The organism is Pseudomonas nabeulensis (assembly GCF_004682045.1).
GTDB classification, from domain to species: domain Bacteria; phylum Pseudomonadota; class Gammaproteobacteria; order Pseudomonadales; family Pseudomonadaceae; genus Aquipseudomonas; species Aquipseudomonas nabeulensis.
Genome location: NZ_QUZT01000002.1, coordinates 164,027 through 183,121, shown reverse-complemented (window position 1 = coordinate 183,121; position 19,095 = coordinate 164,027). Strand labels below are relative to the sequence as shown.

The window sequence follows — 19,095 nt, the reverse complement described above, 5'->3', positions numbered from 1 at the left end:
CATCGCAAAAAACGGTGACACGGACGTGCAAGTCCGGGAAATCTGTTTAGGCGCACATAACGCCTAGATCCAGAGGTGTTCCTTACTCATTTGTTCAGGAACCGCACAATATGTCGAACTCTTCCTCATCAGCGATTTTCACCGTCAACCCCCACCAAAACACCGAAACCCTGCTGGTCAACGCCAGCGAAACCCTGTCATCCCTCAACGCGCTCACCTGCAACCTGGCCTTCGATCTCGACGCCTCCCAACGCGCAATCATGCTCGGGATCCAGCAAATGGCAGAGCTTGGGCAGTTGTTGGTCGATAGAGCGCTAGAGCAAATATCCCCCGCTACCCGCGCTCTCTGAAGCACCACCAAACCCAGTGTGGGAGGGGGCTTGCCCCCGATGGCGGTGGGTCAGCACCCGATGTATTGGCTGACACACTGCAATCGGGGGCAAGTCGAATCGTCGTACCGCCCCTCCCACATTTGATCGTTCCCACGCTCCGCGTGGGAATGCATCCCGTGACGCTCCGCGTCACCCTTGCGCGGTCTAGTGGGACGCGGCGCGTCCCATGCGGCATTCCCACGCAGAGCGTGGGAACGATCAACAGACTGTAGGTGGCCCCTGCATAAAGATCCCCACCCCCCTGCCGATAGCCCAAGGGGTTTTCCGACGGAAGTATCGACGCAATGTGGCTATTGGATGGGTTCGCGTGGCTGTACAACCTCAATCGTTTTACCGGCGCGCTGCTGATGTGGTTTGTGGTGCTGGTGCTCACGGCGACGGTGACGATGAATGTTCAAAACAACCGCGGGAAGCTGTGGGGGTTCCTGATCACATCGGCTGGGGCGGTGTTTATTCTGGTGTATCTCGAAAGCCTCAAGCTTGTCGGCGCAGACAAAGCGATCAGAGGAGTTGTGACTAACTTCGTGGTGATGACGCTGGGCGGCCTCGGCTCAGGTTTGCTGGCGGTGGCGATTTCCCAAGGCCCAACCGAGGAAGAAGATGAGCAAGCTCGCGGCTTTATCCGTGATCGCCTGGTGGACGCCCTGGAGTATGCCTTTGTGTTCTTCGGGATTTGCTCGTTCACCCTGTTTGCAGTCTGCCTGCCCCTGCACCTGCTGGCGTGGCCTCACGTCACCGAGCATGACGTCTTTAGCCTGTTGATCGTGTGCCTGGGCGCCTTGCTCGGCTACGCGATAGTGTCCCGTCCCAGCCGGCTGGAACACTGGGAACAACTGGGTGCCTGCGCGCTGGTGGCGTTGCTCTTGCTGCTGTTGCCGGTGTACGGCCAAGCGCTGTCAGGCCTTTGGCAGTGGAATGGGTGGGCTGTGTTGGGCCTGCACACCTTTACAGCCTTGGCGTTGTTCAGAACCCTATGGTTCCATCGCATCGAATGGCGGCGGGCGTAATGCCCGTGTTTATTGAACCTTCATTACCCTGGCCGTAACGTTCCGCCGCCGAGCTTGATTGATAGCCCCCGGATTCACTCCTAAGGTAAGCCCCACGACAGCAAACCCGTGGAGCGACCATGACAACAACAAGAACCCCCGACTCGCGCTGGACGCGGCGGCGCGACGAGAAGCAGCGGCGGCTCGGGCTGGTCAAACAATGGGCAGACGGCGCAGTACTGCCCAGCGACAAGATCGTTGAAGCCCTTGAGGCGCTGATCCTCCCCGGTGACCGCGTGGTCCTGGAAGGCAACAACCAGAAGCAAGCCGATTTTCTCTCGCGCTCCCTGGTCAAGGCCGACCCGGCCAAGCTCCACGATTTGCACATGATCATGCCCAGTGTCGGCCGTGCCGAGCACCTGGACCTGTTTGAAAAGGGCATCGCCCGCAAGCTCGATTTCTCTTTCGCCGGCACTCAATCCCTGCGCATCAGCCAGTTGCTGGAAGACGGCCTGCTTGAAGTCGGCGCGATCCACACCTACATCGAACTCTATGCGCGGCTGGTGGTGGACCTGATCCCCAATGTGGTGCTCTCCGCCGGTTTCATGGCCGACCGCGAAGGCAATATCTACACCGGTGCCAGTACCGAAGACACCCCGGCGCTGATCGAGCCCGCCGCCTTCAGCGATGGCATTGTCATCGTGCAGGTCAACCAGTTGGTTGATGACGTTACGGATTTGCCCCGCGTGGATATCCCGGCGAGCTGGGTGGATTTCGTGGTGGTGGCCGACAAGCCGTTCTACATCGAACCGTTGTTCACCCGCGACCCACGCCATATCAAGCCGGTGCACGTGCTGATGGCGATGATGGCGATCCGTGGCATCTACGAAAAACACAACGTGCAGTCGCTTAACCACGGCATCGGTTTCAATACCGCCGCCATCGAGTTGATCCTGCCCACCTACGGCGAATCCCTCGGCCTCAAGGGCAAGATCTGCCGCAACTGGACCCTCAACCCGCACCCCACGCTGATCCCTGCGATTGAAAGCGGCTGGGTCGAAAGCGTGCACTGCTTCGGCACCGAACTGGGCATGGAGAACTACATCGCCGCCCGGCCGGATGTGTTCTTCACGGGCCGCGATGGCTCGATGCGCTCCAACCGCATGTTCTGCCAACTGGCCGGGCAATACGCGGTGGACCTGTTTATCGGCGCCACCTTGCAAGTGGACGGCGATGGCCATTCCTCCACCGTGACCCGTGGCCGCCTCGCCGGTTTCGGTGGCGCACCGAACATGGGCCACGACCCGCGCGGCCGTCGCCATGGCACGCCCGCCTGGCTGGATATGCGCCACGACGACGCCCCGGAAGCGCTGCTCGAACGCGGCAAAAAACTCGTGGTGCAAATGGTCGAGACCTTCCAGGAAGGCGGCAAACCGACCTTCGTCGACACCTTAGACGCGGTCGAGGTCGCCCGCAAAAGCGGCATGCCCCTGGCGCCAATCATGATCTACGGCGACGACGTTACCCACTTGCTCACCGAAGAAGGCATCGCCTATCTGTACAAGGCGCGTTCCCTGGAAGAACGCCAGGCGATGATCGCTGCCGTCGCCGGCGTCACCGCCATCGGCCTGCGCCACAACCCCAAGGACACCGCGCGCATGCGCCGCGAGGGCCTGATCGCCTTGCCCGAAGACCTCGACATCCGCCGCACCGACGCCACCCGCGAGCTGTTGGCCGCCAAGAGCGTGGCCGACCTGGTGGACTGGTCCGGTGGCCTGTACAACCCGCCCGCCAAGTTCAGGAGCTGGTAAATGCGCGCCCTCAAACTGCATGAATTGACCCTCGCCGAACGCCTGGCGGACATGGCCGTGGATGCGCTGATCGATGAAGCGGACCTGTCACCCAAACCCGCCCTGGTCGACCGTCGCGGCAACGGCGCGCATAGCGATTTACACCTGGGCCTGATGCACGCTTCGGCGTTGTCGCTGTGGCCGATGTTCAAGGCAATGGCCGAAGCGGCGCTCGATATCGGCGAGATCGGTTTGCCGCTGCGCGAAGCCCTTGGGCGCATTGGCCGTGAAGGCGAGCAAGCGATGCTCGTCACCACGAACGGCGTGAACACCCATCGCGGCGCGATCTGGGCCTTGGGCTTGCTCACCGCCGCCGCCGCCCTGGCTCCCCGCGATATCACCCTGAACGCCGCCCGGCTGGCCTTGCTCAACGACCGTTATGCGCCGCAACCGCTGAGCCACGGCGCCCAGGTTGCCCAACGCTACGGCGCACGCGGTGCCCGCGAAGAAGCCCAGCTGGGCTTCCCTTCGGTGACGCAACGCGGCCTGCCGCAATTGCGTAAAAGCCGCCAGCAAAACATCGGCGAGCAGAACGCCCGCCTGGATGCCTTGCTCGCGATCATGACTGAGCTGGCCGACACCTGCGTGCTCTACCGCGCTGGCCCCGAAGGCATCGCTGCCATGCAACGCGGCGCCCAAGCCGTGCTGGATGCCGGCGGCAGCGCCACCCTGGCCGGTCGCCGCCAACTGCACGAACTGGACAACCAACTGTTGGCGCTGAATGCCTCCCCCGGTGGCGCCGCCGACCTGTTGGCCGCCTGCCTGTTTATCGACCGCCTCGACGGAGCGTTGTGATGGAAACCTTATCCTTTGAATTCCCCGCCGGGCAGCCGCCAAAGGGCCGTGCGCTGGTGGGGTGTGTCGGTTCGGGCGACCTGGAAGTGCTGTTGGAACCGGGCACGCCGGGCACGCTGACGATTCAAGTGCAGACCTCGGTGAACGGTGCGGAGCAACGTTGGCAGCACCTGTTCGAACGTATCTTTCAAGAACAGACGCCACCGGCCTTGAAGATCGATATCCACGATTTCGGCGCGACACCCGGCGTGGTGCGCTTGCGCCTGGAGCAGGGTTTCGAGGAGATGGGCCATGACTGACTTGCTGACCAAACACAGCTTCGTCGAACTGGGAGCGCGGCAGCGGGCCAAGGCCTTGTTGGATGCTGGTTCCTACCGCGAGCTGATCGACCCGTTCCAGCGCGTCATGTCGCCGTGGCTCAGTCGCCAGGGTGTGGTGCCGCAAGCAGATGACGGCGTGGTGATCGCCAAGGGCAGCATCGATGGCAAGCCCGTGGTAATCGCGGCGATCGAAGGCAACTTCCAGGGCGGCAGCCTCGGTGAAGTCGGCGGTGCAAAAATCGCCGGTGCGTTGGAGCTGGCGGCCGAAGACAATCGCAAGGGCATTCCCACCCGCGCCGTATTGCTGCTGGAAACCGGTGGCGTGCGTTTGCAGGAGGCCAACCTTGGGCTGGCGGCGATTGCCGATATTCACGCGGCAATTGTCGACCTGCGCCAATACCAGCCGGTGATCGGCGTGGTGGCGGGCAGCGTCGGCTGTTTTGGCGGTATGTCCATCGCCGCTGGGTTGTGCAGTTACCTCGTGGTGACCCGTGAAGCCCGCGTGGGCTTGAACGGCCCGCAGGTGATCGAGCAGGAGGCCGGCCTTGAAGAGTACGACTCCCGCGACCGGCCATTCATTTGGAGCCTGACCGGCGGCGAACAACGTTTCAACAGTGGCCTGGCCGACCGTTATGTGGCCGACGACGTCGCCGATATCCAGCAGACCGTCAGCGCCCTGTTGCGACAGGGTCTGCCGGAACAACAACGCAGCCGTCAGACCGAGCACTACCTGGCCCGTCTCGCCGAACTGGACGCCACGCCACAAATCGACCCAGCGACGGTGCGTGCGCTGTACCAAGGAGAACGCTCATGAGAGGGCAGCAGTGGTTCAACGCGTTGAGTGCCGGTGCAACAACCGTTGAGGGTTTGCCGGAGTCCTTGAAAGTCGCCGACGGCGTAGTGGGCGAACAACCGGCGCGCTTTATTGCGGTGGTCACCGACCCGAACAATCGCTTTCCCCGCGCCCGTAACGGCGAAGTCGGTTTGCTGGAAGGCTGGGGCATCGCGAAGGCCGTGGATGAGGCCATCGCCCGTGGCGACAAGCGCCCGCTGATCGCCATCGTCGATGTGCCGAGCCAAGCCTATGGCCGTCGCGAAGAAGCCCTCGGCATTCATCAAGCCCTGGCCGCCGCTGCCGACAGTTATGCCCGTGCCCGCCTGGCCGGGCATCCGGTGATCGCGCTGTTGGTGGGCAAGGCCATGTCGGGTGCATTCCTTGCCCACGGTTACCAGGCCAACCGCCTGATCGCCTTGCGTGACCCCGGCGTGATGGTGCACGCCATGGGCAAGGCATCGGCAGCACGGGTGACCTTGCGCAGCGTTGAAGAATTGGAAGCCCTGGCCGCCAGCGTGCCGCCGATGGCGTATGACATCGACAGCTATGGGAGCCTCGGTTTGCTGTGGGAAACCTTGTCGATCAGCCAGATCGAACAGCCCACGGCGGAAGATGTGGCGCGGGTCAACGATTGCCTGGTGAGTGCGATCAAGGATGTCGCCACGTCGGACTTGAGCGGCCGCCTCGGTGCGACCAATCGCGCTGCCTCCAGCCATGTGCGCCAACTGCTGCGGGAGCAATGGTGAACGCCCACGATTTGCTCTGGGGCATGACCCCGGCGCATCTGCCTGCCGACGCTCCGGCGTGGGCGGTGGACGCCCTGGGCGCGGTGGTGGTGCGTCGCGCCATCGTGGCCTCGGGTTGGGTCGCCGTGGGCCTGCGGGGACGTTCCCGTGAGCAGCGCCTGGCGGCGGTGATGCCGATGAGTGCTGTGCAACGTCGCGTTGTACCGGAGGCATTGTGCGACGTCGTTTCGCCACGGGACTTACCCGCGTTGCAGGCACTCGATCAACTGCGGCCGGTGCTGGCGCCGTTGAGCTGGGGCGTCACTGGCAGTGCGGGTTTCGAACTGGCCACCAGCATTGAAGTGCTGCATGCGCAAAGTGATCTGGATTTGATTCTGCGCACGCCCGAGCCACTGGCTCGCAATGACGCCCGCGACCTGCTGGCCACCCTGGACCACGCCGCGTGCGCCGTGGACATGCAGCTGCAAACCCCTTTCGGCGCCGTCGCCCTGCGCGAATGGGCTGGTGGCTCACGGCGGGTGCTGCTGAAAACCGCCAGCGGTGCGCACCTGGTGCTCGACCCTTGGCAGGCCGTGGCATGAGCAGTCTTCTGGTGTTTCCGGGGCAGGGCGCCCAGCGACCAGGCATGCTCAAGGCGTTGCCGGCGCCGGTGTTGGAAGAGGCCAGTGACGCCTTGGGTGAAGACGCCCGCGCGTTGGATTCGGCCGAGGCCTTGGCCAATACCCGTGCCGTTCAGCTGTGCCTGTTGATCGCTGGCGTGGCCCACGCCCGCTTGCTGCAACACACGCCGGATTACGTCGCGGGCCTGTCCATCGGCGCCTACCCGGCGGCGGTCATCGCCGGCGCCCTCGACTTCGCCGATGCGCTCAAACTGGTCAGCCTGCGCGGCGAACTGATGCAAAACGCTTATCCACAGGGCTACGGCATGACGGCGATCATCGGCGCGGAGTTATCCACCGTCGAAACGCTGCTGGCCGACATCCACAGCCCGCAAACCCCGGTGTACCTGGCCAATATCAACGCCGATAACCAAACCGTGATCGCCGGCAGCGACGCTGCGATGCAGCTCGTCGCTCAACGCATCAAGGGCAATGGCATCGCCAAGCGCCTGGCCGTCAGCGTGCCGTCCCATTGCGCATTGCTGGAACAACCGGCCCAGGCCCTGGCCGAGGCGTTCGTTGCGCTTAAGGCGCCGCGCATCACCTACCTGAGCAGCACCCGTGCGCGACCTATCCACAACCCGGAACAATTGCGCGACGACCTGGCCTTCAACATGTGCCGCATCGTCGACTGGCGCGGCACCGTGCAAAGCGCCTACGAGCGCGGCGTGCGCCTGCAAATCGAACTGCCCCCCGGCGCCGTGCTCACTGGCCTGTCACGCCGCGTGTTTGAACAAGGCACGGTGATCGCCTGCGAAGGCGCGCGCCTGGATACGTTGCAGGCCCTGCTGCAAGAGGAGGAGCGCCGCCACCGATAAAGCACCACCCAAGGCTTTCGAAGCACAACAACAACAATTTCGATCGAGCACTTTGAGGACAACAACAATGATTATCTACGGTGTGGCATTGCTGGCGATCTGCACGCTTGCGGGCGTGATCATGGGCGACATGCTCGGCGTGTTGCTGGGCGTCAAATCCAACGTGGGCGGGGTGGGCATCGCAATGATCCTGCTGATCTGCGCACGCTTGTGGATGCAAAAACGCGGCGGCATGACCAAGGACTGCGAGATGGGCGTCGGCTTCTGGGGCGCCATGTACATCCCGGTTGTCGTGGCGATGGCCGCGCAACAGAACGTCGTGACCGCCTTGCACGGCGGCCCGGTGGCGGTACTGGCGGCCATCGGTTCGGTGGTGGTCTGCGGCTGCACCATTGCCCTGATCAGCCGCACCCATAAGGGTGAACCGTTGCCCGCCGAAGAACCGCTGATCGTTCCAGTGGGAGGCCGCTGATATGTGGGATCTCATCGAGAAAGGCCTGGAACATAACGGCTTGATCACCGCGTTCGCCTTCGTTGGCGTGGTGATGTGGATTTCCGTGGTGCTGTCCAAGCGCCTCACGTTCGGACGCATTCATGGCTCGGCGATTGCCATCGTCATCGGCCTGGTACTGGCCTGGGTCGGCGGTACGATTACCGGCGGGCAAAAAGGCCTGGCCGACCTGGCGCTGTTCTCCGGCATTGGCTTGATGGGCGGCGCGATGCTGCGGGATTTCGCGATTGTCGCCACGGCGTTCGAAGTGCAAGCCACCGAAGCGCGTAAGGCCGGGATGATCGGCGTGGTTGCACTGCTGCTGGGCACCATCCTGCCGTTTATCGTCGGCGCGAGCATGGCCTGGGCGTTTGGCTATCGCGATGCGGTCAGCATGACCACCATCGGCGCGGGCGCGGTGACCTACATCGTTGGCCCGGTAACCGGTGCAGCGATCGGCGCGACCTCGGATGTGATGGCGTTGTCGATTGCCACGGGGTTGATCAAGGCGATCCTGGTGATGGTCGGCACGCCGGTGGCGGCGCGTTGGATGGGGTTGGATAACCCGCGTTCGGCGATGGTGTTTGGTGGGTTGGCTGGCACCGTCAGCGGTGTGACCGCAGGCTTGGCGGCGACGGATCGGCGGTTGGTGCCGTATGGGGCGTTGACGGCGACGTTCCATACCGGGCTGGGGTGCTTGCTTGGGCCTTCGTTGTTGTACTTCGTTGTGCGGGGGTTGGTCGGCTGATTTTTGTTGTCCTTTAGGGCCTCATTCGGGGGCAAGCCCCCTCCCACAGTTGACCGGGTTCCAGCATGAGAATGCGGTCGAATGTGGGAGGGGGCTTGCCCCCGATGGCGGTCTCAAACCTGCCGATTGGCATACATCCGACACTCCGCCAACAACGCCAGCAAGTTCGGGTCACGCTCCTTGGCCTTCAGGAACACCACCCCGATATGCTGCTGCAACCGATACCTGGGTTGCAGCGGTATCAGCTTCACGCGGTTCTCATACACCGCCGCAATCCGCCCCGGCAGCAACGCATAACCCACCCCTGAACTGACCATGCTCAACAGCGTGAAGATGTCGTTCACCTGCATCGCCACCTTCGGCTCGAACCCCGCCTGCTTGAACACACGGTTGCCATCCTGGTGCGTCGCGAAGCCTTGGGTGAGGGTGATGAACGTCGCGTCGCGCACATCCGCCAGGTCGATTTGCTGGTCGCGGTCGAACGGTGAATCCGCCGGGGTGGCGAGGAAGATATCGTCGGTGAACAGCGCGATTTGCTCGCAATCGGGGTCGTTGACCTGTTCATCCAGGGAGATGAGGACCGCGTCCACTTCCATGTTCTTGAGCTTGTAGAGCAGGTCGAAGTTGGAGCCCAGGATCAGGTCGATATTGAGTTCGCTGCGGCGGATTTTCAGGCCCATGATCAGTTGCGGCACGGTCTTCACCGTCAGCGAATACAACGAGCCCAGCTTGAAACGCTCGGCGGAAAACCCGGCGGCTTCGCGGGTGAGGCGCACGCTGTCGACCACATCGGCCACCAGTTTCTGTGCGCGTTCCTCCAGGACGTAGGCGCTCTCCAGCGGCGTGAGGTTGCGCCCTTCGTGTTTGAACAATGGGCAGCGCAGGGCGTTTTCCAGGGAGTGGATGGCGCGATGCACGCTGACATTGCTGGTTTGCAGCTCGGCCGCCGCGCGGGCCAGGTTGCCGGTGCGCATGAACGCCAGGAAGATTTCCAGCTTCTTGAGGGTGAACTCTTCATCGATCAGCATGGCGGTGGCTCTTATTCGAATGCCGTCGATTGTGCCCCTAAAACCAGTTCACTCCCAGCCACGCGCTGCACAGGCCCAGCACCACGCCGAGGATGATCAGCCAAATAGCGTTGAGTCGCGTGTAATACACCACGGCGGCACTGGCCAGGGTGAGCACCAGGCTGGTGACGCTGCTTTCCAGGCTGTTCATCAGGATGTAGGTGGCGGCGAGGATCAGGCCGATGGAGATCGGCAGCAAGCTGCGTTTGACCCGCTGCACCCACGGCGTGTCGGTATGACGCTCCAGCCAGCCGGCCCCGACGTAGGTGAGCACCGCGCACGGCACCAGCTTGGCCATCAGCGCCACCAGTGCACCGGCCAGGCCGGCGGCTTGTTGGCCGATAAACACCAGCAACATGCCGTTCGGGCCGGGCAGGGCCTGGGACAGGGCGAAGAACGCCACGAACTGCGCGTCGCTGAGCCAGTTCATATCATTGACGGAGTAGCGGTGGATATCGCCGATGGCAACCATGTTGCCGCCAATCGACATCAGCGACCACAGCGCGCATTGGAGCATCAGGTGCAGGAGGGTGGCTTGCATCAGCGCGCCTCCTTTGGCTTATCGATGAAGCCCAGGGCCAGGGAGCTGGGGATGCAGATCAGCAACACCATCCACAGCGGCAGCACCAGAATCGCCATCAGGATGAAGGTCATCAGGAACGCGACATAGTTGGCCGTGGTCCTGGGCATGGCCTTGAGCAGGCGCAGGGTGGTGCCCAGGATCAGGCCGGTGGCAATCGGCATCACCGCGCCGAACACCTGCTGCACCACCTCCAGGCTCCACCAGCGGGTGTAGGCGAAACCGGCAAGCACGGTGATCAGCGAGGGGAACAGATACAGCCCGAACACGGTCACAGCCGCACCCGGCAACCCATGCAGGCGCCTGCCATAGATGATGCCGACGTTGGCAATGTTGGGTCCCGGAAAGAACTGGCCGGTGCTGAGCAACTCGTTGAACCCCTGCTCGCTGACCCACTGCCTGCGGTCGACCATCATCTGCCGCGCCCACGGCATCACGCCGCCAAAGCCGAACAGGCCGACCATGGCGAAGTTGTAAAACAACTGCCATAGGCTGGGGGACGGCGGGGTGGGTTCAAGCTCGGGCATGGGGGCGTTCCGGGGCGACGGCGGGGGTGACAATCATCGTTTGCGCGGTGGCGTTTGGGCAAATGAAGAAAAGCCGGTTACCTGCATGCCCGTCGCAGGCGTCAGAATGCACATACGGTAATTCGAGGTGAAGGGAAGATGTATCACGGAGAACGGTTCAACGCCTGGAGCCATTTGCTCGGGGCCGTCGCGGCCTGTGCGGGCGCGGTTTGGATGTTGGTGGTGGCGAGCCTGGACGGCAGCCCCTGGAAGATCGTCAGCGTGGCGATCTATGGCTTTACCTTGATGGTGCTGTACAGCGCGTCCACCGTGTACCACAGCGTGCGGGGGCGGCGAAAAGAGATCATGCAGAAGGTCGATCACTTTTCGATCTACCTGTTGATCGCCGGCAGCTACACGCCGTTTTGCCTGGTGACCTTGCGCGGCCCGTGGGGCTGGACGCTGTTCGGGATCGTGTGGGGGCTGGCGGTGATCGGGATTTTGCAGGAGATCAAGCCGCGTTCCGAAGCGCGGATTCTGTCCATCGTGATCTACGCAGTGATGGGCTGGATCGTGCTGGTGGCGGTCAAGCCGCTGATCGCCGCGTTGGGCACGGCGGGGTTCACCTGGCTGGCGTCGGGCGGGGTGTTGTACACCGTGGGCATCATCTTTTTTGCCCTGGAGGATCGCCTGCGGCATTCCCATGGGATCTGGCATTTGTTTGTGATTGGCGGGAGTTTGCTGCATTTTGTGGCGATTATGCGCTACGTGCTGTAACAGCCAATGAGGTCAAAAATGTGGAAGGGGCTTGTGTGGGAGGGGGCTTGCCCCCGATTGCAGTGGGTCAGCTACAGATAAGCCAGCTGATCCACCGCCATCGGGGGCAAGTCGAATCGTCGCACCGCCCCTCCCACATTTTTGACCTCATTGTGATTACTACAAGCGTTCCAATAGCGCCTGTGCACGCTGCCCGAAAATCTCCAGCAACTTGGCCAACATATGCGGCGGCGGTTCATCCGCTCGCGTCAACGCATACAACGTGATCGGCAACGGCGGCGTAAGCGTGCGGATGCAGGTGCTGGTCGTGGATGCACCGAGCGCCGTGAACGGGTCGATCACCGTAAGGCCCGCCCCGGATTCCACCATGGCCCGGGCCAGGGAATACGTCTGCACCGAGATCGTCACCCGAGGCGCTGGGTCGACGTTTTCCAGGTAGCTGTCGAGCTTGGTCGCCAAGGGGTCGGCGCTGGAAAGACCAATCAACGGCGCGCCTGCCAGGTCGGCCAGGGCCAGTGGCTTGCTCATTTCTGCGTCGGGCCAATAACCCTTTGAGGCCAGGGCCACCAGCACACCGTTGGCCAACACTTGGGTGGTCAACCCCGGATGGCCGGAGAAATTCAGCGTCAGCGCCAGGTCTATCTCGCGCATCAATAGCTTCTGCACCAACTCGCGGCTATGGTCGCTGGACAGCTCGCAGGCCATGTCCGGGTAATCGCGCTTCCATTCCAGGATCGCCGGTGGCAGCAGCGACAGCGCCAGTGCCGGGATTGCGCCGATGCGCACGCTCTGGCCCGGCTCGCGGCGCAGGCTCTTGGCCAGGCGCCGCACACCTTGCAGGCTCTCGGTGACTTTCTCCACTTCGCTTTCCAGCGCCAGGGCTTCCGGCGTGGGCTGTAATTTGCCGCGCACCCGCAGGAACAGCGGGAAGCCCAGCTGCAACTCGGCGTGCTGCAACACTTTGGTCACCGCCGGTTGCGACACGTGCAGCAACTGCGCGGCGGCGCTGACGGAGCCGGTCTGGCGGATAGCCTGGAAGATTTCGATATGACGCAGGCGCATGGCAAGTCCATAACCTTTGTTTATAGGTGATCCATCTTTATTCATTGTCGCCGGCCTGTCACCTGCCCCTAGGCTTGAGGCCTGTTCATTCAATGACTGGGGGGCCGGGATGGCCAAGCAGGTTTGCATCATTGGCGGTGGGGTTATCGGTTTGGCCAGTGCGTATGCGTTGGTACGGGCCGGCCATGAGGTGACGCTGATCGACGCCCGCGACAGCCTGGGCAGTGAAACCAGCTTTGCCAACGGTGGGCAACTGTCCTATCGCTATGTCGCTCCGCTGGCGGATGCCGGTGTGCCGCTGCAAGCCATCGGCTGGCTGCTGCGCGGTGACTCGCCGCTCAAGCTGCGCCCGCGCCTGGACCCTCAACAGTGGCGCTGGATGGCCGCGTTCCTCGGCGCGTGCCGGGGCTCGGTGAACAAACGCAATGCCGCGCACTTGCTGCGCCTGGCGTCCCTGAGCCAGACCACGTTGCAGCAATGGCGCGTGGATGATCGCCTGGACGGTTTCCACTGGCGGCGCAACGGCAAGCTGGTGACCTTCCGCGATGCCAACTCCTTTGAACATGCCCGTAGCAAAGTCACCGATATCCTGCAGCAACAGGTGCTGTCAGCGGTGGACTGCGCACGCTTGGAGCCAGCGTTGGGGAGCGGCGGTTTTGTCGGGGGGATCTATACGCCGAACGAGGAAGTGGCCGATTGTCATGCCTTCTGCCAGCGCCTGGCGGCGCGGCTGGAAGCGTCCGGGCGCTGCCGTCTTTTGCTGGGGCGCAAGGTGACCGGTATTCGCCACGCCGCCGGCGCCGTGCAGGCCATCGAGTTGGGTGACGAAGTGATGCCGGTGGATAACCTGGTGTTGGCGGCCGGCTATCGCAGCGCCGAGCTGGGCGTGTCGTTGCCGCTGTATCCGCTCAAGGGCTACAGCCTCAGCGTGCCGATTGGCGCGCAGCATCAGGCGCCGAACGTGAGCATCACCGACTACGACCGCAAGATCGTCTACGCCCGTATCGGCGAACAACTGCGAGTGGCGGCGATGGTGGATATCGTCGGCTTCGACGCAGGCCTGGAGCCCAAGCGCCTGGCGCTGATGAAACGCCAGGCGCTGGAGACGTTTCCGAATGCCGGCGACTACGCCCACGCGGTGGAATGGGCCGGCATGCGCCCGGCCACCCCCACCGGCGTGCCGCTGATTGGCGCCAGTGTCTACCGCAACCTGTGGCTGAACCTGGGCCACGGCGCCCTGGGCTTTACCCTAGCCTGCGGCAGCGGCCAATTGCTCGCCGAACTGATCGGCCAGCACACCCCTTCCATTGATATGCAGGGCCTGGCGCCCCGCGCTGCATAAGGATGCACCGATGACCATCACCCGAATCAGCAGCAATGAGCGTCTTTCCGGCGCCGCCACGTTCAAGGACCTGGTGTTCCTCTCGGGCCAAGTGCCGGGCGACGGCCAGGACGTGGCCACCCAGACTCAGGAAGTGCTGGCCAAGATCGACGCGCTGCTGGCCCAGGCCGGCAGCGACAAGGACCACCTGCTCAACGCGACGATTTACCTGAAAGACATCGCCGACGGTTTTGCGCCGATGAACGAGGTATGGTCCGCCTGGCTGTCACCGGGCATGGCGCCCACCCGCACCACCCTGCAAGCAGAGCTGGCGCGCCCAAGCGTGCTGGTGGAAATCAGCGTGATCGCTGTACGTAAATAACCAAAAAACCAACGGAGAATAACAATGAAAAAAATCCTGTTGACCGGCTGCACCCTGGGGCTTTTGTTGGGCGGGCAGGCGTATGCCAATGAAGCGCCGCTGGACGGTGCGCTGGCCAAGATCGCCAACGCCAAGTCCATCACCTTGGGCTATCGCGATGCATCGGTGCCGTTTTCCTACGTGGGGGATAACAGTGGCAAGCCCATGGGCTATTCGGTGGAGCTGGCGAACAAGATCGTCGAGCGTATCCAGCAAAAAACCGGGGTGGCCAACCTCAATGTGAAGTACAACCTGGTGACCTCCCAGACGCGTATTCCGTTGGTACAGAACGGCACCGTCGATCTGGAATGCGGCTCCACCGGGGTGACCGCCGAGCGGCAAAAGCAGGTGGCGTTTTCCTACGGCTTCATCTACGTGAAGGGCCAGTTGTTGACCGCCAAAGACAGCGGTATCAAAGGCTTTGGTGACCTCAAGGGCAGGAACGTCGTGACCACCGCCGGCACCACCAACGAACGTTTCCTCAAGAGCTACAACGCCGAGCACAAGACCAATATGTTCGTGATCAGCGCCAAGGACCACGGCGAAGCGTTCAAGATGCTCGAGACCGGCCGCGCGGCGGCGTTCTACATGGACGACGCGTTGCTTTACGGCGAGCGCGCCAAGGCCAAGGACCCGCACAACTGGGTCGTGGTGGGTGAAGAGCAATCGCGGGAGATCTACAGCTGCATGGTGCGCAAGGACGACCCGCAGTTTCTCGCCGTGGTCAACGAGACACTGGGTGACCTGTACCGCAGCGGCGAGATCAACGGGATTTACCAGCGCTGGTTCGAACAGCCAATTCCGCCGAAGGGCTTGAACCTGGAATTCCCGATGACCAGCGAGTTGAAGGCGATCATTGCCAAGCCGGTGAGTGATCCGGTGGAGTAGTTGCCTGGTAATACAATCTAAATGTGGGAGGGGGCTTGCCCCCGATAGCGGTGTGTCAGCTACAGATAAGTTGGCTGATCCACCGCAATCGGGGGCAAGCCCCCTCCCACATTTTTGATTGGGTTTGCAGCCCTAGGTTAGAAATCGCCCCACAACTGTTGCGCGACCGCCAGCGCCACCACTGGCGCCGTTTCGGTACGAAGCACCCGCGGCCCCAGGCGTGCCGCGTGGTAGCCGCCAGCTTGGGCGGTCTGGACTTCACCTTCAGTCAACCCACCCTCCGGCCCAATCAAAAACGCCAGGCTCGCAGGCTTGGCATGGCTCACCATCGGCTCCGCCACCGGGTGCAGCACCAGCTTCAAATCCGCCTCGGTCTGCTTCAACCAATCCGCCAGTAACAGTGGCGGATGAATCACCGGCACTGTCGAACGCCCGCATTGCTCGCAGGCGCTGATCGCCACCTGGCGCCAGTGCAGCAGGCGCTTGTCGGCGCGTTCGTCCTTGAGGCGCACTTCGCAGCGGTCGCTGAAAATCGGCGTGATGGCGTTGACGCCCAGCTCAGTGGCTTTCTGGATCGCCCAATCCATGCGCTCGCCACGGGACAGGCCCTGGCCGAGATGGATATGCAGGGGCGATTCAGCCTGGCCCGGGAAGCTTTCGGTGAGTTGCACGGTGACGCGCTTCTTGCCGACCTCCAGCAGGCTGCCCAGGAACTCCGTGCCTGAGCCGTCGAACAGCTGCACGGCGTCACCTTCGCCCATGCGCAGTACGCGGCTGATGTAGTGCGCCTGGGCTTCGGGCAATTCGTGCTCGCCGAGGCTCAGCGGGGTGTCGGTGAAAAAACGGGACAGTCTCATTTCTGTTCTCTGGAAAAGGTGTGCAGGCCATCAGCCCGGATCGCGAAAGCCTGGGTGGAAATCCTTCGGCACGGCGACGCTGACTTTACTGTTGGTGGCGATATCGATGCCTTCGCTGGCCACTTCGGCGAGGAAGTCGATCTGCTCTGGCGTGATCACATAAGGCGGCAGGAAATACACCACGCTGCCCAGTGGCCGCAACAGTGCGCCGCGTTCCAGGGCGTGCTCGAACACCTTCAAGCCACGACGTTCCTGCCACGGGTAGGCGGCCTTGGTGGCTTTGTCCTGCACCATCTCGATGGCCAGCACCATGCCGGTCTGGCGCACTTCCGAGACGTGGGGGTGGTCCACCAGGTGTGCGGTCGAGGTGGCCATGCGCTGGGCCAGGGCCTTGTTGTTCTCGATGACGTTGTCTTCTTCGAAGATATCCAGGGTCGCCAACGCCGCGGCGCACGCCAGCGGGTTGCCGGTGTAGCTGTGGGAGTGCAGGAAGGCGCGCAGGGTGGGGTAGTCGTCGTAGAAGGCGTCGTACACGTCATCGGTGGTGACCACGGCCGCCAACGGCAGGTAGCCGCCGGTAAGGGCTTTGGACAGGCACAGGAAGTCCGGGCGGATGCCGGCCTGTTCACAGGCGAACATCGTGCCGGTACGGCCGAAGCCTACGGCGATTTCGTCGTGGATCAGGTGCACGCCGTAGCGGTCGCAGGCTTCACGCAGCAGCTTGAGGTACACCGGGTGGTACATGCGCATGCCGCCGGCGCCCTGGATCAGCGGCTCGATGATCACTGCGGCGACGGTGTCGTGGTTCTCCGCCAGGGTCTGCTCCATGGCCTGGAACATCGTGCGCGAGTGTTCTTCCCAGCTCATGCCTTCGGGGCGCAGGTAGCAATCCGGGCTTGGCACTTTGAGGGTGTCGAGCAGCAACGCCTTGTAGGTTTCGGTAAACAACGGCACATCGCCCACCGACATCGCGGCGATGGTTTCGCCGTGGTAGCTGTTGGTCAGGGTGACGAAGCGTTTCTTGTTCGGCAAGCCGCGGTTGAGCCAGTAGTGAAAGCTCATTTTCAGCGCGACTTCGATACAGGACGAGCCGTTGTCGGCGTAGAAGCAGCGGGTCAGGCCTTCGGGTGTCATCTGAACCAGGCGCTCGGACAGCTCGATCACCGGCTGGTGGCTGAAACCGGCGAGGATCACGTGTTCCAGTTGGTCCACCTGGTCCTTGATGCGCTGGTTGATGCGCGGGTTGGCGTGGCCGAACACGTTGACCCACCAGGAACTGACGGCGTCGAGGTAGCGCTTGCCTTCGAAGTCTTCCAGCCAGATGCCTTCCCCGCGCTTGATCGGGACCAGTGGCAGTTGCTGGTGGTCTTTCATCTGGGTGCAGGGATGCCACAGCACGGCGAGGTCGCGTTGCATCCACTGGTTGTTCAGGCCCATCGGTGATCTCCTCGAAGCGGTCCTGCGTCGCGCGCAGGTAAAACAATCGCGCAAGCCTATGCAATGGGCGGCGGTGTCACAAGTCATTACACGTGAATTGAAGGTAAACGTAGGACGGTCTGTCACGTTTCTTGGGAATAGTCTTAATTCTTCGTTAACGTATTCTGCGTAAGCTCCTTATCGTATTTCTCGATATTTCGAAGCAAAAATTTGCGCTTTAATTCGATAGGTAAATCGCTAGTCTTGGCACAGTTCTTACGGGATTTGGGACATGCAGCTACGTAACACATCGGCCCGCTATGGCTGGGTCAGCATTGTTTTGCACTGGGGCGTGGCCCTGGTGGTGTTTGGTTTGTTCGCCCTGGGTTTGTGGATGGTCGGCCTCGACTACTACAGCGCCTGGCGCAAAGAAGCGCCGGACCTGCACAAGAGCATTGGCATTACTTTGTTTGCCGTCATGTTGGTGCGCATTGTCTGGCGCTTGCTTAGCCCGCCACCACCGCCGCTGGCGAGCTACAGCCGCATGACCCGTATCGGTGCCGCGTTTGGCCACGGGTTCCTTTATCTCGGGCTGTTTGCCGTGATGATTGCCGGTTACCTGATTTCCACCGCAGACGGTGTCGGTATCCCGGTGTTTGGCCTGTTTGAGATTCCTGCCGTGGTTTCCGGGCTACCGGACCAGGCAGACAACGCAGGCCTGGTGCACCTGTACCTGGCCTGGGTGTTGGTGGTGTTTGCCGGTTTGCACGGCGTGGCTGCACTGAAACACCACTTCATTGATCGTGATGTGACCCTGCTGCGAATGCTGGGACGCAAAGCCTGATGTTCAACCTCGACTCACAAGGAATAGAAAGTATGTTGAAAAAGACCCTCGCCGCTCTGGCAATCGGTACTGCCCTGCTGTCCGCAGGCCAGGTGATGGCTGCTGACTACAAGATCGACAAAGAAGGCCAGCACGCCTTCATCGACTGGAAGATCAGCCACCTGGGCTACAGCTTCATTCACGGTACGTTCAAGGATTGGGACGGCACGTTCAGCTGGGACGCGGCCAAGCCCGAGGCCAGCAAGATCTCGGTCGACGTGAAAACCGCCAGCCTGTGGTCCAACCACGCCGAGCGTGACAAGCACATCGCCAGCAAAGACTTCCTGGAAGTGGCCAAGTTTGCCGACGCCAAGTTCGTCTCCACTGCCGTTAAACCGACCGGCGAAAAAACCGCTGACGTGACCGGCGACCTGACCCTGCACGGCGTGACCAAGCCGGTGACGTTCAAGGCGACGTTCAACGGTGAAGGCAAGGACCCATGGGGCGGCGAACGTGCTGGCTTCAACGCCACCACCACGCTGAACCTGAACGACTTCGGCATCAAGGGCCCAGGCCCGACGTCCCAGACTGCCGACTTGGACATCTCGCTGGAAGGTGTGAAGCAGAAGTAATTGCTGCCTGGCAATGCGTTCAATGTGGGAGGGGCGGTGCGACGATTCGACTTGCTCCCGATGGCGGTGGGTCAGTAACAGATTTTTTGGCTGACACACTGCTATC

Annotated in this window: 23 protein-coding genes; 17 read left to right on the top strand and 6 right to left on the bottom strand. The window is 62.3% G+C overall.

Annotated features, from left to right (window positions below):
- The first annotated feature begins 110 nt into the window (after positions 1 to 110).
- The 11 genes from DYL61_RS02325 to madM all read left to right on the top strand — a co-directional run bounded on the left by DYL61_RS02325 (position 111) and on the right by madM (position 8,639).
- A complete protein-coding gene (locus DYL61_RS02325) occupies positions 111 to 350 on the top strand; it encodes a DUF6124 family protein (protein ID WP_135307049.1) in 240 nt (79 codons plus the stop codon).
- Between the two features lie 326 nt (positions 351 to 676).
- Positions 677 to 1,399, top strand: coding sequence for a hypothetical protein (locus DYL61_RS02320; protein WP_135307048.1), 723 nt, complete (start codon positions 677 to 679; stop codon positions 1,397 to 1,399).
- 119 nt (positions 1,400 to 1,518) lie between these two features.
- The gene (gene mdcA, locus DYL61_RS02315) at positions 1,519 to 3,189 is read left to right on the top strand and encodes a malonate decarboxylase subunit alpha (protein ID WP_135307047.1); all 1,671 of its coding nucleotides are present in this window, start codon (positions 1,519 to 1,521) and stop codon (positions 3,187 to 3,189) included.
- The gene (locus DYL61_RS02310) at positions 3,190 to 4,023 is read left to right on the top strand and encodes a triphosphoribosyl-dephospho-CoA synthase (protein WP_135307046.1); all 834 of its coding nucleotides are present in this window, start codon (positions 3,190 to 3,192) and stop codon (positions 4,021 to 4,023) included.
- Complete coding sequence (locus tag DYL61_RS02305) at positions 4,023 to 4,322, top strand: malonate decarboxylase subunit delta (RefSeq protein WP_135307045.1); 300 nt, start codon at positions 4,023 to 4,025, stop codon at positions 4,320 to 4,322. The genes DYL61_RS02310 and DYL61_RS02305 overlap by 1 nt, the downstream gene beginning before the upstream one ends.
- Positions 4,315 to 5,157 (top strand): biotin-independent malonate decarboxylase subunit beta, encoded by an 843-nt coding sequence (locus tag DYL61_RS02300; RefSeq protein WP_135307044.1) that lies wholly within the window; start codon positions 4,315 to 4,317, stop codon positions 5,155 to 5,157. The genes DYL61_RS02305 and DYL61_RS02300 overlap by 8 nt, the downstream gene beginning before the upstream one ends.
- On the top strand, positions 5,154 to 5,924 hold the full coding sequence (mdcE, locus tag DYL61_RS02295) for a biotin-independent malonate decarboxylase subunit gamma (RefSeq protein ID WP_135307043.1): 771 nt from the start codon (positions 5,154 to 5,156) through the stop codon (positions 5,922 to 5,924). The genes DYL61_RS02300 and mdcE overlap by 4 nt, the downstream gene beginning before the upstream one ends.
- Entirely contained in the window at positions 5,918 to 6,505 is a 588-nt protein-coding gene (locus DYL61_RS02290) for a malonate decarboxylase holo-ACP synthase (protein ID WP_135307042.1), read from the top strand. The genes mdcE and DYL61_RS02290 overlap by 7 nt, the downstream gene beginning before the upstream one ends.
- Positions 6,502 to 7,401 (top strand): malonate decarboxylase subunit epsilon, encoded by a 900-nt coding sequence (mdcH, locus tag DYL61_RS02285; protein WP_135307041.1) that lies wholly within the window; start codon positions 6,502 to 6,504, stop codon positions 7,399 to 7,401. The genes DYL61_RS02290 and mdcH overlap by 4 nt, the downstream gene beginning before the upstream one ends.
- A 67-nt stretch (positions 7,402 to 7,468) precedes the next feature.
- Complete coding sequence (gene madL, locus DYL61_RS02280; RefSeq protein ID WP_105699644.1) at positions 7,469 to 7,873, top strand: malonate transporter subunit MadL; 405 nt, start codon at positions 7,469 to 7,471, stop codon at positions 7,871 to 7,873.
- Position 7,874: 1 nt separating this feature from the next.
- On the top strand, positions 7,875 to 8,639 hold the full coding sequence (gene madM / locus DYL61_RS02275) for a malonate transporter subunit MadM (protein WP_135307040.1): 765 nt from the start codon (positions 7,875 to 7,877) through the stop codon (positions 8,637 to 8,639).
- A gap of 113 nt (positions 8,640 to 8,752) precedes the next feature.
- Here madM and DYL61_RS02270 read toward each other — a convergent pair whose 3' ends face one another.
- Genes DYL61_RS02270 through DYL61_RS02260 form a run of 3 tightly spaced genes read right to left on the bottom strand, consistent with a single transcriptional unit; the run spans position 8,753 to position 10,813 of the window.
- On the bottom strand, positions 8,753 to 9,667 hold the full coding sequence (locus DYL61_RS02270) for a LysR family transcriptional regulator (protein WP_135307039.1): 915 nt from the start codon (positions 9,665 to 9,667) through the stop codon (positions 8,753 to 8,755).
- 37 nt (positions 9,668 to 9,704) lie between these two features.
- Positions 9,705 to 10,247 carry a chromate transporter gene (locus DYL61_RS02265; RefSeq protein ID WP_135307038.1) on the bottom strand — a complete coding sequence of 181 codons (543 nt, stop codon included), beginning with the start codon at positions 10,245 to 10,247 and terminating at the stop codon, positions 9,705 to 9,707.
- Complete coding sequence (locus DYL61_RS02260) at positions 10,247 to 10,813, bottom strand: chromate transporter (RefSeq protein WP_135307037.1); 567 nt, start codon at positions 10,811 to 10,813, stop codon at positions 10,247 to 10,249. The genes DYL61_RS02265 and DYL61_RS02260 overlap by 1 nt, the downstream gene beginning before the upstream one ends.
- Before the next feature lie 138 nt (positions 10,814 to 10,951).
- Here DYL61_RS02260 and trhA point away from each other — a divergent pair, with 138 nt between their 5' ends.
- Positions 10,952 to 11,569, top strand: a complete 618-nt coding sequence (gene trhA / locus DYL61_RS02255; protein WP_135307036.1) for a PAQR family membrane homeostasis protein TrhA — start codon at positions 10,952 to 10,954, stop codon at positions 11,567 to 11,569.
- Positions 11,570 to 11,728: 159 nt separating this feature from the next.
- On the opposite strand, the gene DYL61_RS02250 is transcribed toward trhA, so the two are convergent.
- On the bottom strand, positions 11,729 to 12,631 hold the full coding sequence (locus DYL61_RS02250; RefSeq protein ID WP_135307035.1) for a LysR family transcriptional regulator: 903 nt from the start codon (positions 12,629 to 12,631) through the stop codon (positions 11,729 to 11,731).
- Positions 12,632 to 12,740: 109 nt separating this feature from the next.
- On the opposite strand from DYL61_RS02250, the gene DYL61_RS02245 reads away from it, so the two are divergent.
- Genes DYL61_RS02245 through DYL61_RS02235 form a run of 3 tightly spaced genes read left to right on the top strand, consistent with a single transcriptional unit; the run spans position 12,741 to position 15,261 of the window.
- Positions 12,741 to 13,973: a D-amino acid dehydrogenase gene (locus tag DYL61_RS02245; protein ID WP_135307034.1), complete on the top strand. Its 1,233-nt coding sequence runs from the start codon at positions 12,741 to 12,743 to the stop codon at positions 13,971 to 13,973.
- Positions 13,974 to 13,983: 10 nt separating this feature from the next.
- Positions 13,984 to 14,334 carry a RidA family protein gene (locus DYL61_RS02240; protein ID WP_105697737.1) on the top strand — a complete coding sequence of 117 codons (351 nt, stop codon included), beginning with the start codon at positions 13,984 to 13,986 and terminating at the stop codon, positions 14,332 to 14,334.
- A gap of 24 nt (positions 14,335 to 14,358) precedes the next feature.
- Positions 14,359 to 15,261: a transporter substrate-binding domain-containing protein gene (locus DYL61_RS02235; RefSeq protein WP_135307033.1), complete on the top strand. Its 903-nt coding sequence runs from the start codon at positions 14,359 to 14,361 to the stop codon at positions 15,259 to 15,261.
- A 137-nt stretch (positions 15,262 to 15,398) separates the two neighbouring features.
- Here the strand turns inward: DYL61_RS02235 and DYL61_RS02230 are convergent, their stop codons facing one another.
- The gene (locus DYL61_RS02230) at positions 15,399 to 16,118 is read right to left on the bottom strand and encodes a 16S rRNA (uracil(1498)-N(3))-methyltransferase (protein WP_135307032.1); all 720 of its coding nucleotides are present in this window, start codon (positions 16,116 to 16,118) and stop codon (positions 15,399 to 15,401) included.
- 30 nt (positions 16,119 to 16,148) lie between these two features.
- Positions 16,149 to 17,555: an adenosylmethionine--8-amino-7-oxononanoate transaminase gene (locus tag DYL61_RS02225; protein WP_135307031.1), complete on the bottom strand. Its 1,407-nt coding sequence runs from the start codon at positions 17,553 to 17,555 to the stop codon at positions 16,149 to 16,151.
- 271 nt (positions 17,556 to 17,826) lie between these two features.
- On the opposite strand from DYL61_RS02225, the gene DYL61_RS02220 reads away from it, so the two are divergent.
- On the top strand, positions 17,827 to 18,378 hold the full coding sequence (locus DYL61_RS02220) for a cytochrome b (RefSeq protein ID WP_135307030.1): 552 nt from the start codon (positions 17,827 to 17,829) through the stop codon (positions 18,376 to 18,378).
- A gap of 32 nt (positions 18,379 to 18,410) precedes the next feature.
- On the top strand, positions 18,411 to 18,989 hold the full coding sequence (locus tag DYL61_RS02215; RefSeq protein ID WP_105697742.1) for a YceI family protein: 579 nt from the start codon (positions 18,411 to 18,413) through the stop codon (positions 18,987 to 18,989).
- The last annotated feature ends 106 nt before the right edge of the window (positions 18,990 to 19,095 follow it).

Coding starts and splice junctions, on each gene's coding strand:
- DYL61_RS02300 (WP_135307044.1), top strand. CDS start 4,315: ATGACTGACTTGCTGACCAAACACAGCTTCGTCGAACTGGGAGCGCGG.
- DYL61_RS02305 (WP_135307045.1), top strand. CDS start 4,023: ATGGAAACCTTATCCTTTGAATTCCCCGCCGGGCAGCCGCCAAAGGGC.
- DYL61_RS02245 (WP_135307034.1), top strand. CDS start 12,741: ATGGCCAAGCAGGTTTGCATCATTGGCGGTGGGGTTATCGGTTTGGCC.
- DYL61_RS02235 (WP_135307033.1), top strand. CDS start 14,359: ATGAAAAAAATCCTGTTGACCGGCTGCACCCTGGGGCTTTTGTTGGGC.
- DYL61_RS02215 (WP_105697742.1), top strand. CDS start 18,411: ATGTTGAAAAAGACCCTCGCCGCTCTGGCAATCGGTACTGCCCTGCTG.
- DYL61_RS02310 (WP_135307046.1), top strand. CDS start 3,190: ATGCGCGCCCTCAAACTGCATGAATTGACCCTCGCCGAACGCCTGGCG.
- DYL61_RS02325 (WP_135307049.1), top strand. CDS start 111: ATGTCGAACTCTTCCTCATCAGCGATTTTCACCGTCAACCCCCACCAA.
- DYL61_RS02240 (WP_105697737.1), top strand. CDS start 13,984: ATGACCATCACCCGAATCAGCAGCAATGAGCGTCTTTCCGGCGCCGCC.
- mdcA (WP_135307047.1), top strand. CDS start 1,519: ATGACAACAACAAGAACCCCCGACTCGCGCTGGACGCGGCGGCGCGAC.
- DYL61_RS02260 (WP_135307037.1), bottom strand. CDS start 10,813: ATGCCCGAGCTTGAACCCACCCCGCCGTCCCCCAGCCTATGGCAGTTG.
- DYL61_RS02220 (WP_135307030.1), top strand. CDS start 17,827: ATGCAGCTACGTAACACATCGGCCCGCTATGGCTGGGTCAGCATTGTT.
- madL (WP_105699644.1), top strand. CDS start 7,469: ATGATTATCTACGGTGTGGCATTGCTGGCGATCTGCACGCTTGCGGGC.
- DYL61_RS02270 (WP_135307039.1), bottom strand. CDS start 9,667: ATGCTGATCGATGAAGAGTTCACCCTCAAGAAGCTGGAAATCTTCCTG.
- DYL61_RS02290 (WP_135307042.1), top strand. CDS start 5,918: ATGGTGAACGCCCACGATTTGCTCTGGGGCATGACCCCGGCGCATCTG.
- madM (WP_135307040.1), top strand. CDS start 7,875: ATGTGGGATCTCATCGAGAAAGGCCTGGAACATAACGGCTTGATCACC.
- mdcE (WP_135307043.1), top strand. CDS start 5,154: ATGAGAGGGCAGCAGTGGTTCAACGCGTTGAGTGCCGGTGCAACAACC.
- DYL61_RS02225 (WP_135307031.1), bottom strand. CDS start 17,555: ATGGGCCTGAACAACCAGTGGATGCAACGCGACCTCGCCGTGCTGTGG.
- DYL61_RS02320 (WP_135307048.1), top strand. CDS start 677: ATGTGGCTATTGGATGGGTTCGCGTGGCTGTACAACCTCAATCGTTTT.
- DYL61_RS02230 (WP_135307032.1), bottom strand. CDS start 16,118: ATGAGACTGTCCCGTTTTTTCACCGACACCCCGCTGAGCCTCGGCGAG.
- trhA (WP_135307036.1), top strand. CDS start 10,952: ATGTATCACGGAGAACGGTTCAACGCCTGGAGCCATTTGCTCGGGGCC.
- DYL61_RS02265 (WP_135307038.1), bottom strand. CDS start 10,247: ATGCAAGCCACCCTCCTGCACCTGATGCTCCAATGCGCGCTGTGGTCG.
- DYL61_RS02250 (WP_135307035.1), bottom strand. CDS start 12,631: ATGCGCCTGCGTCATATCGAAATCTTCCAGGCTATCCGCCAGACCGGC.
- mdcH (WP_135307041.1), top strand. CDS start 6,502: ATGAGCAGTCTTCTGGTGTTTCCGGGGCAGGGCGCCCAGCGACCAGGC.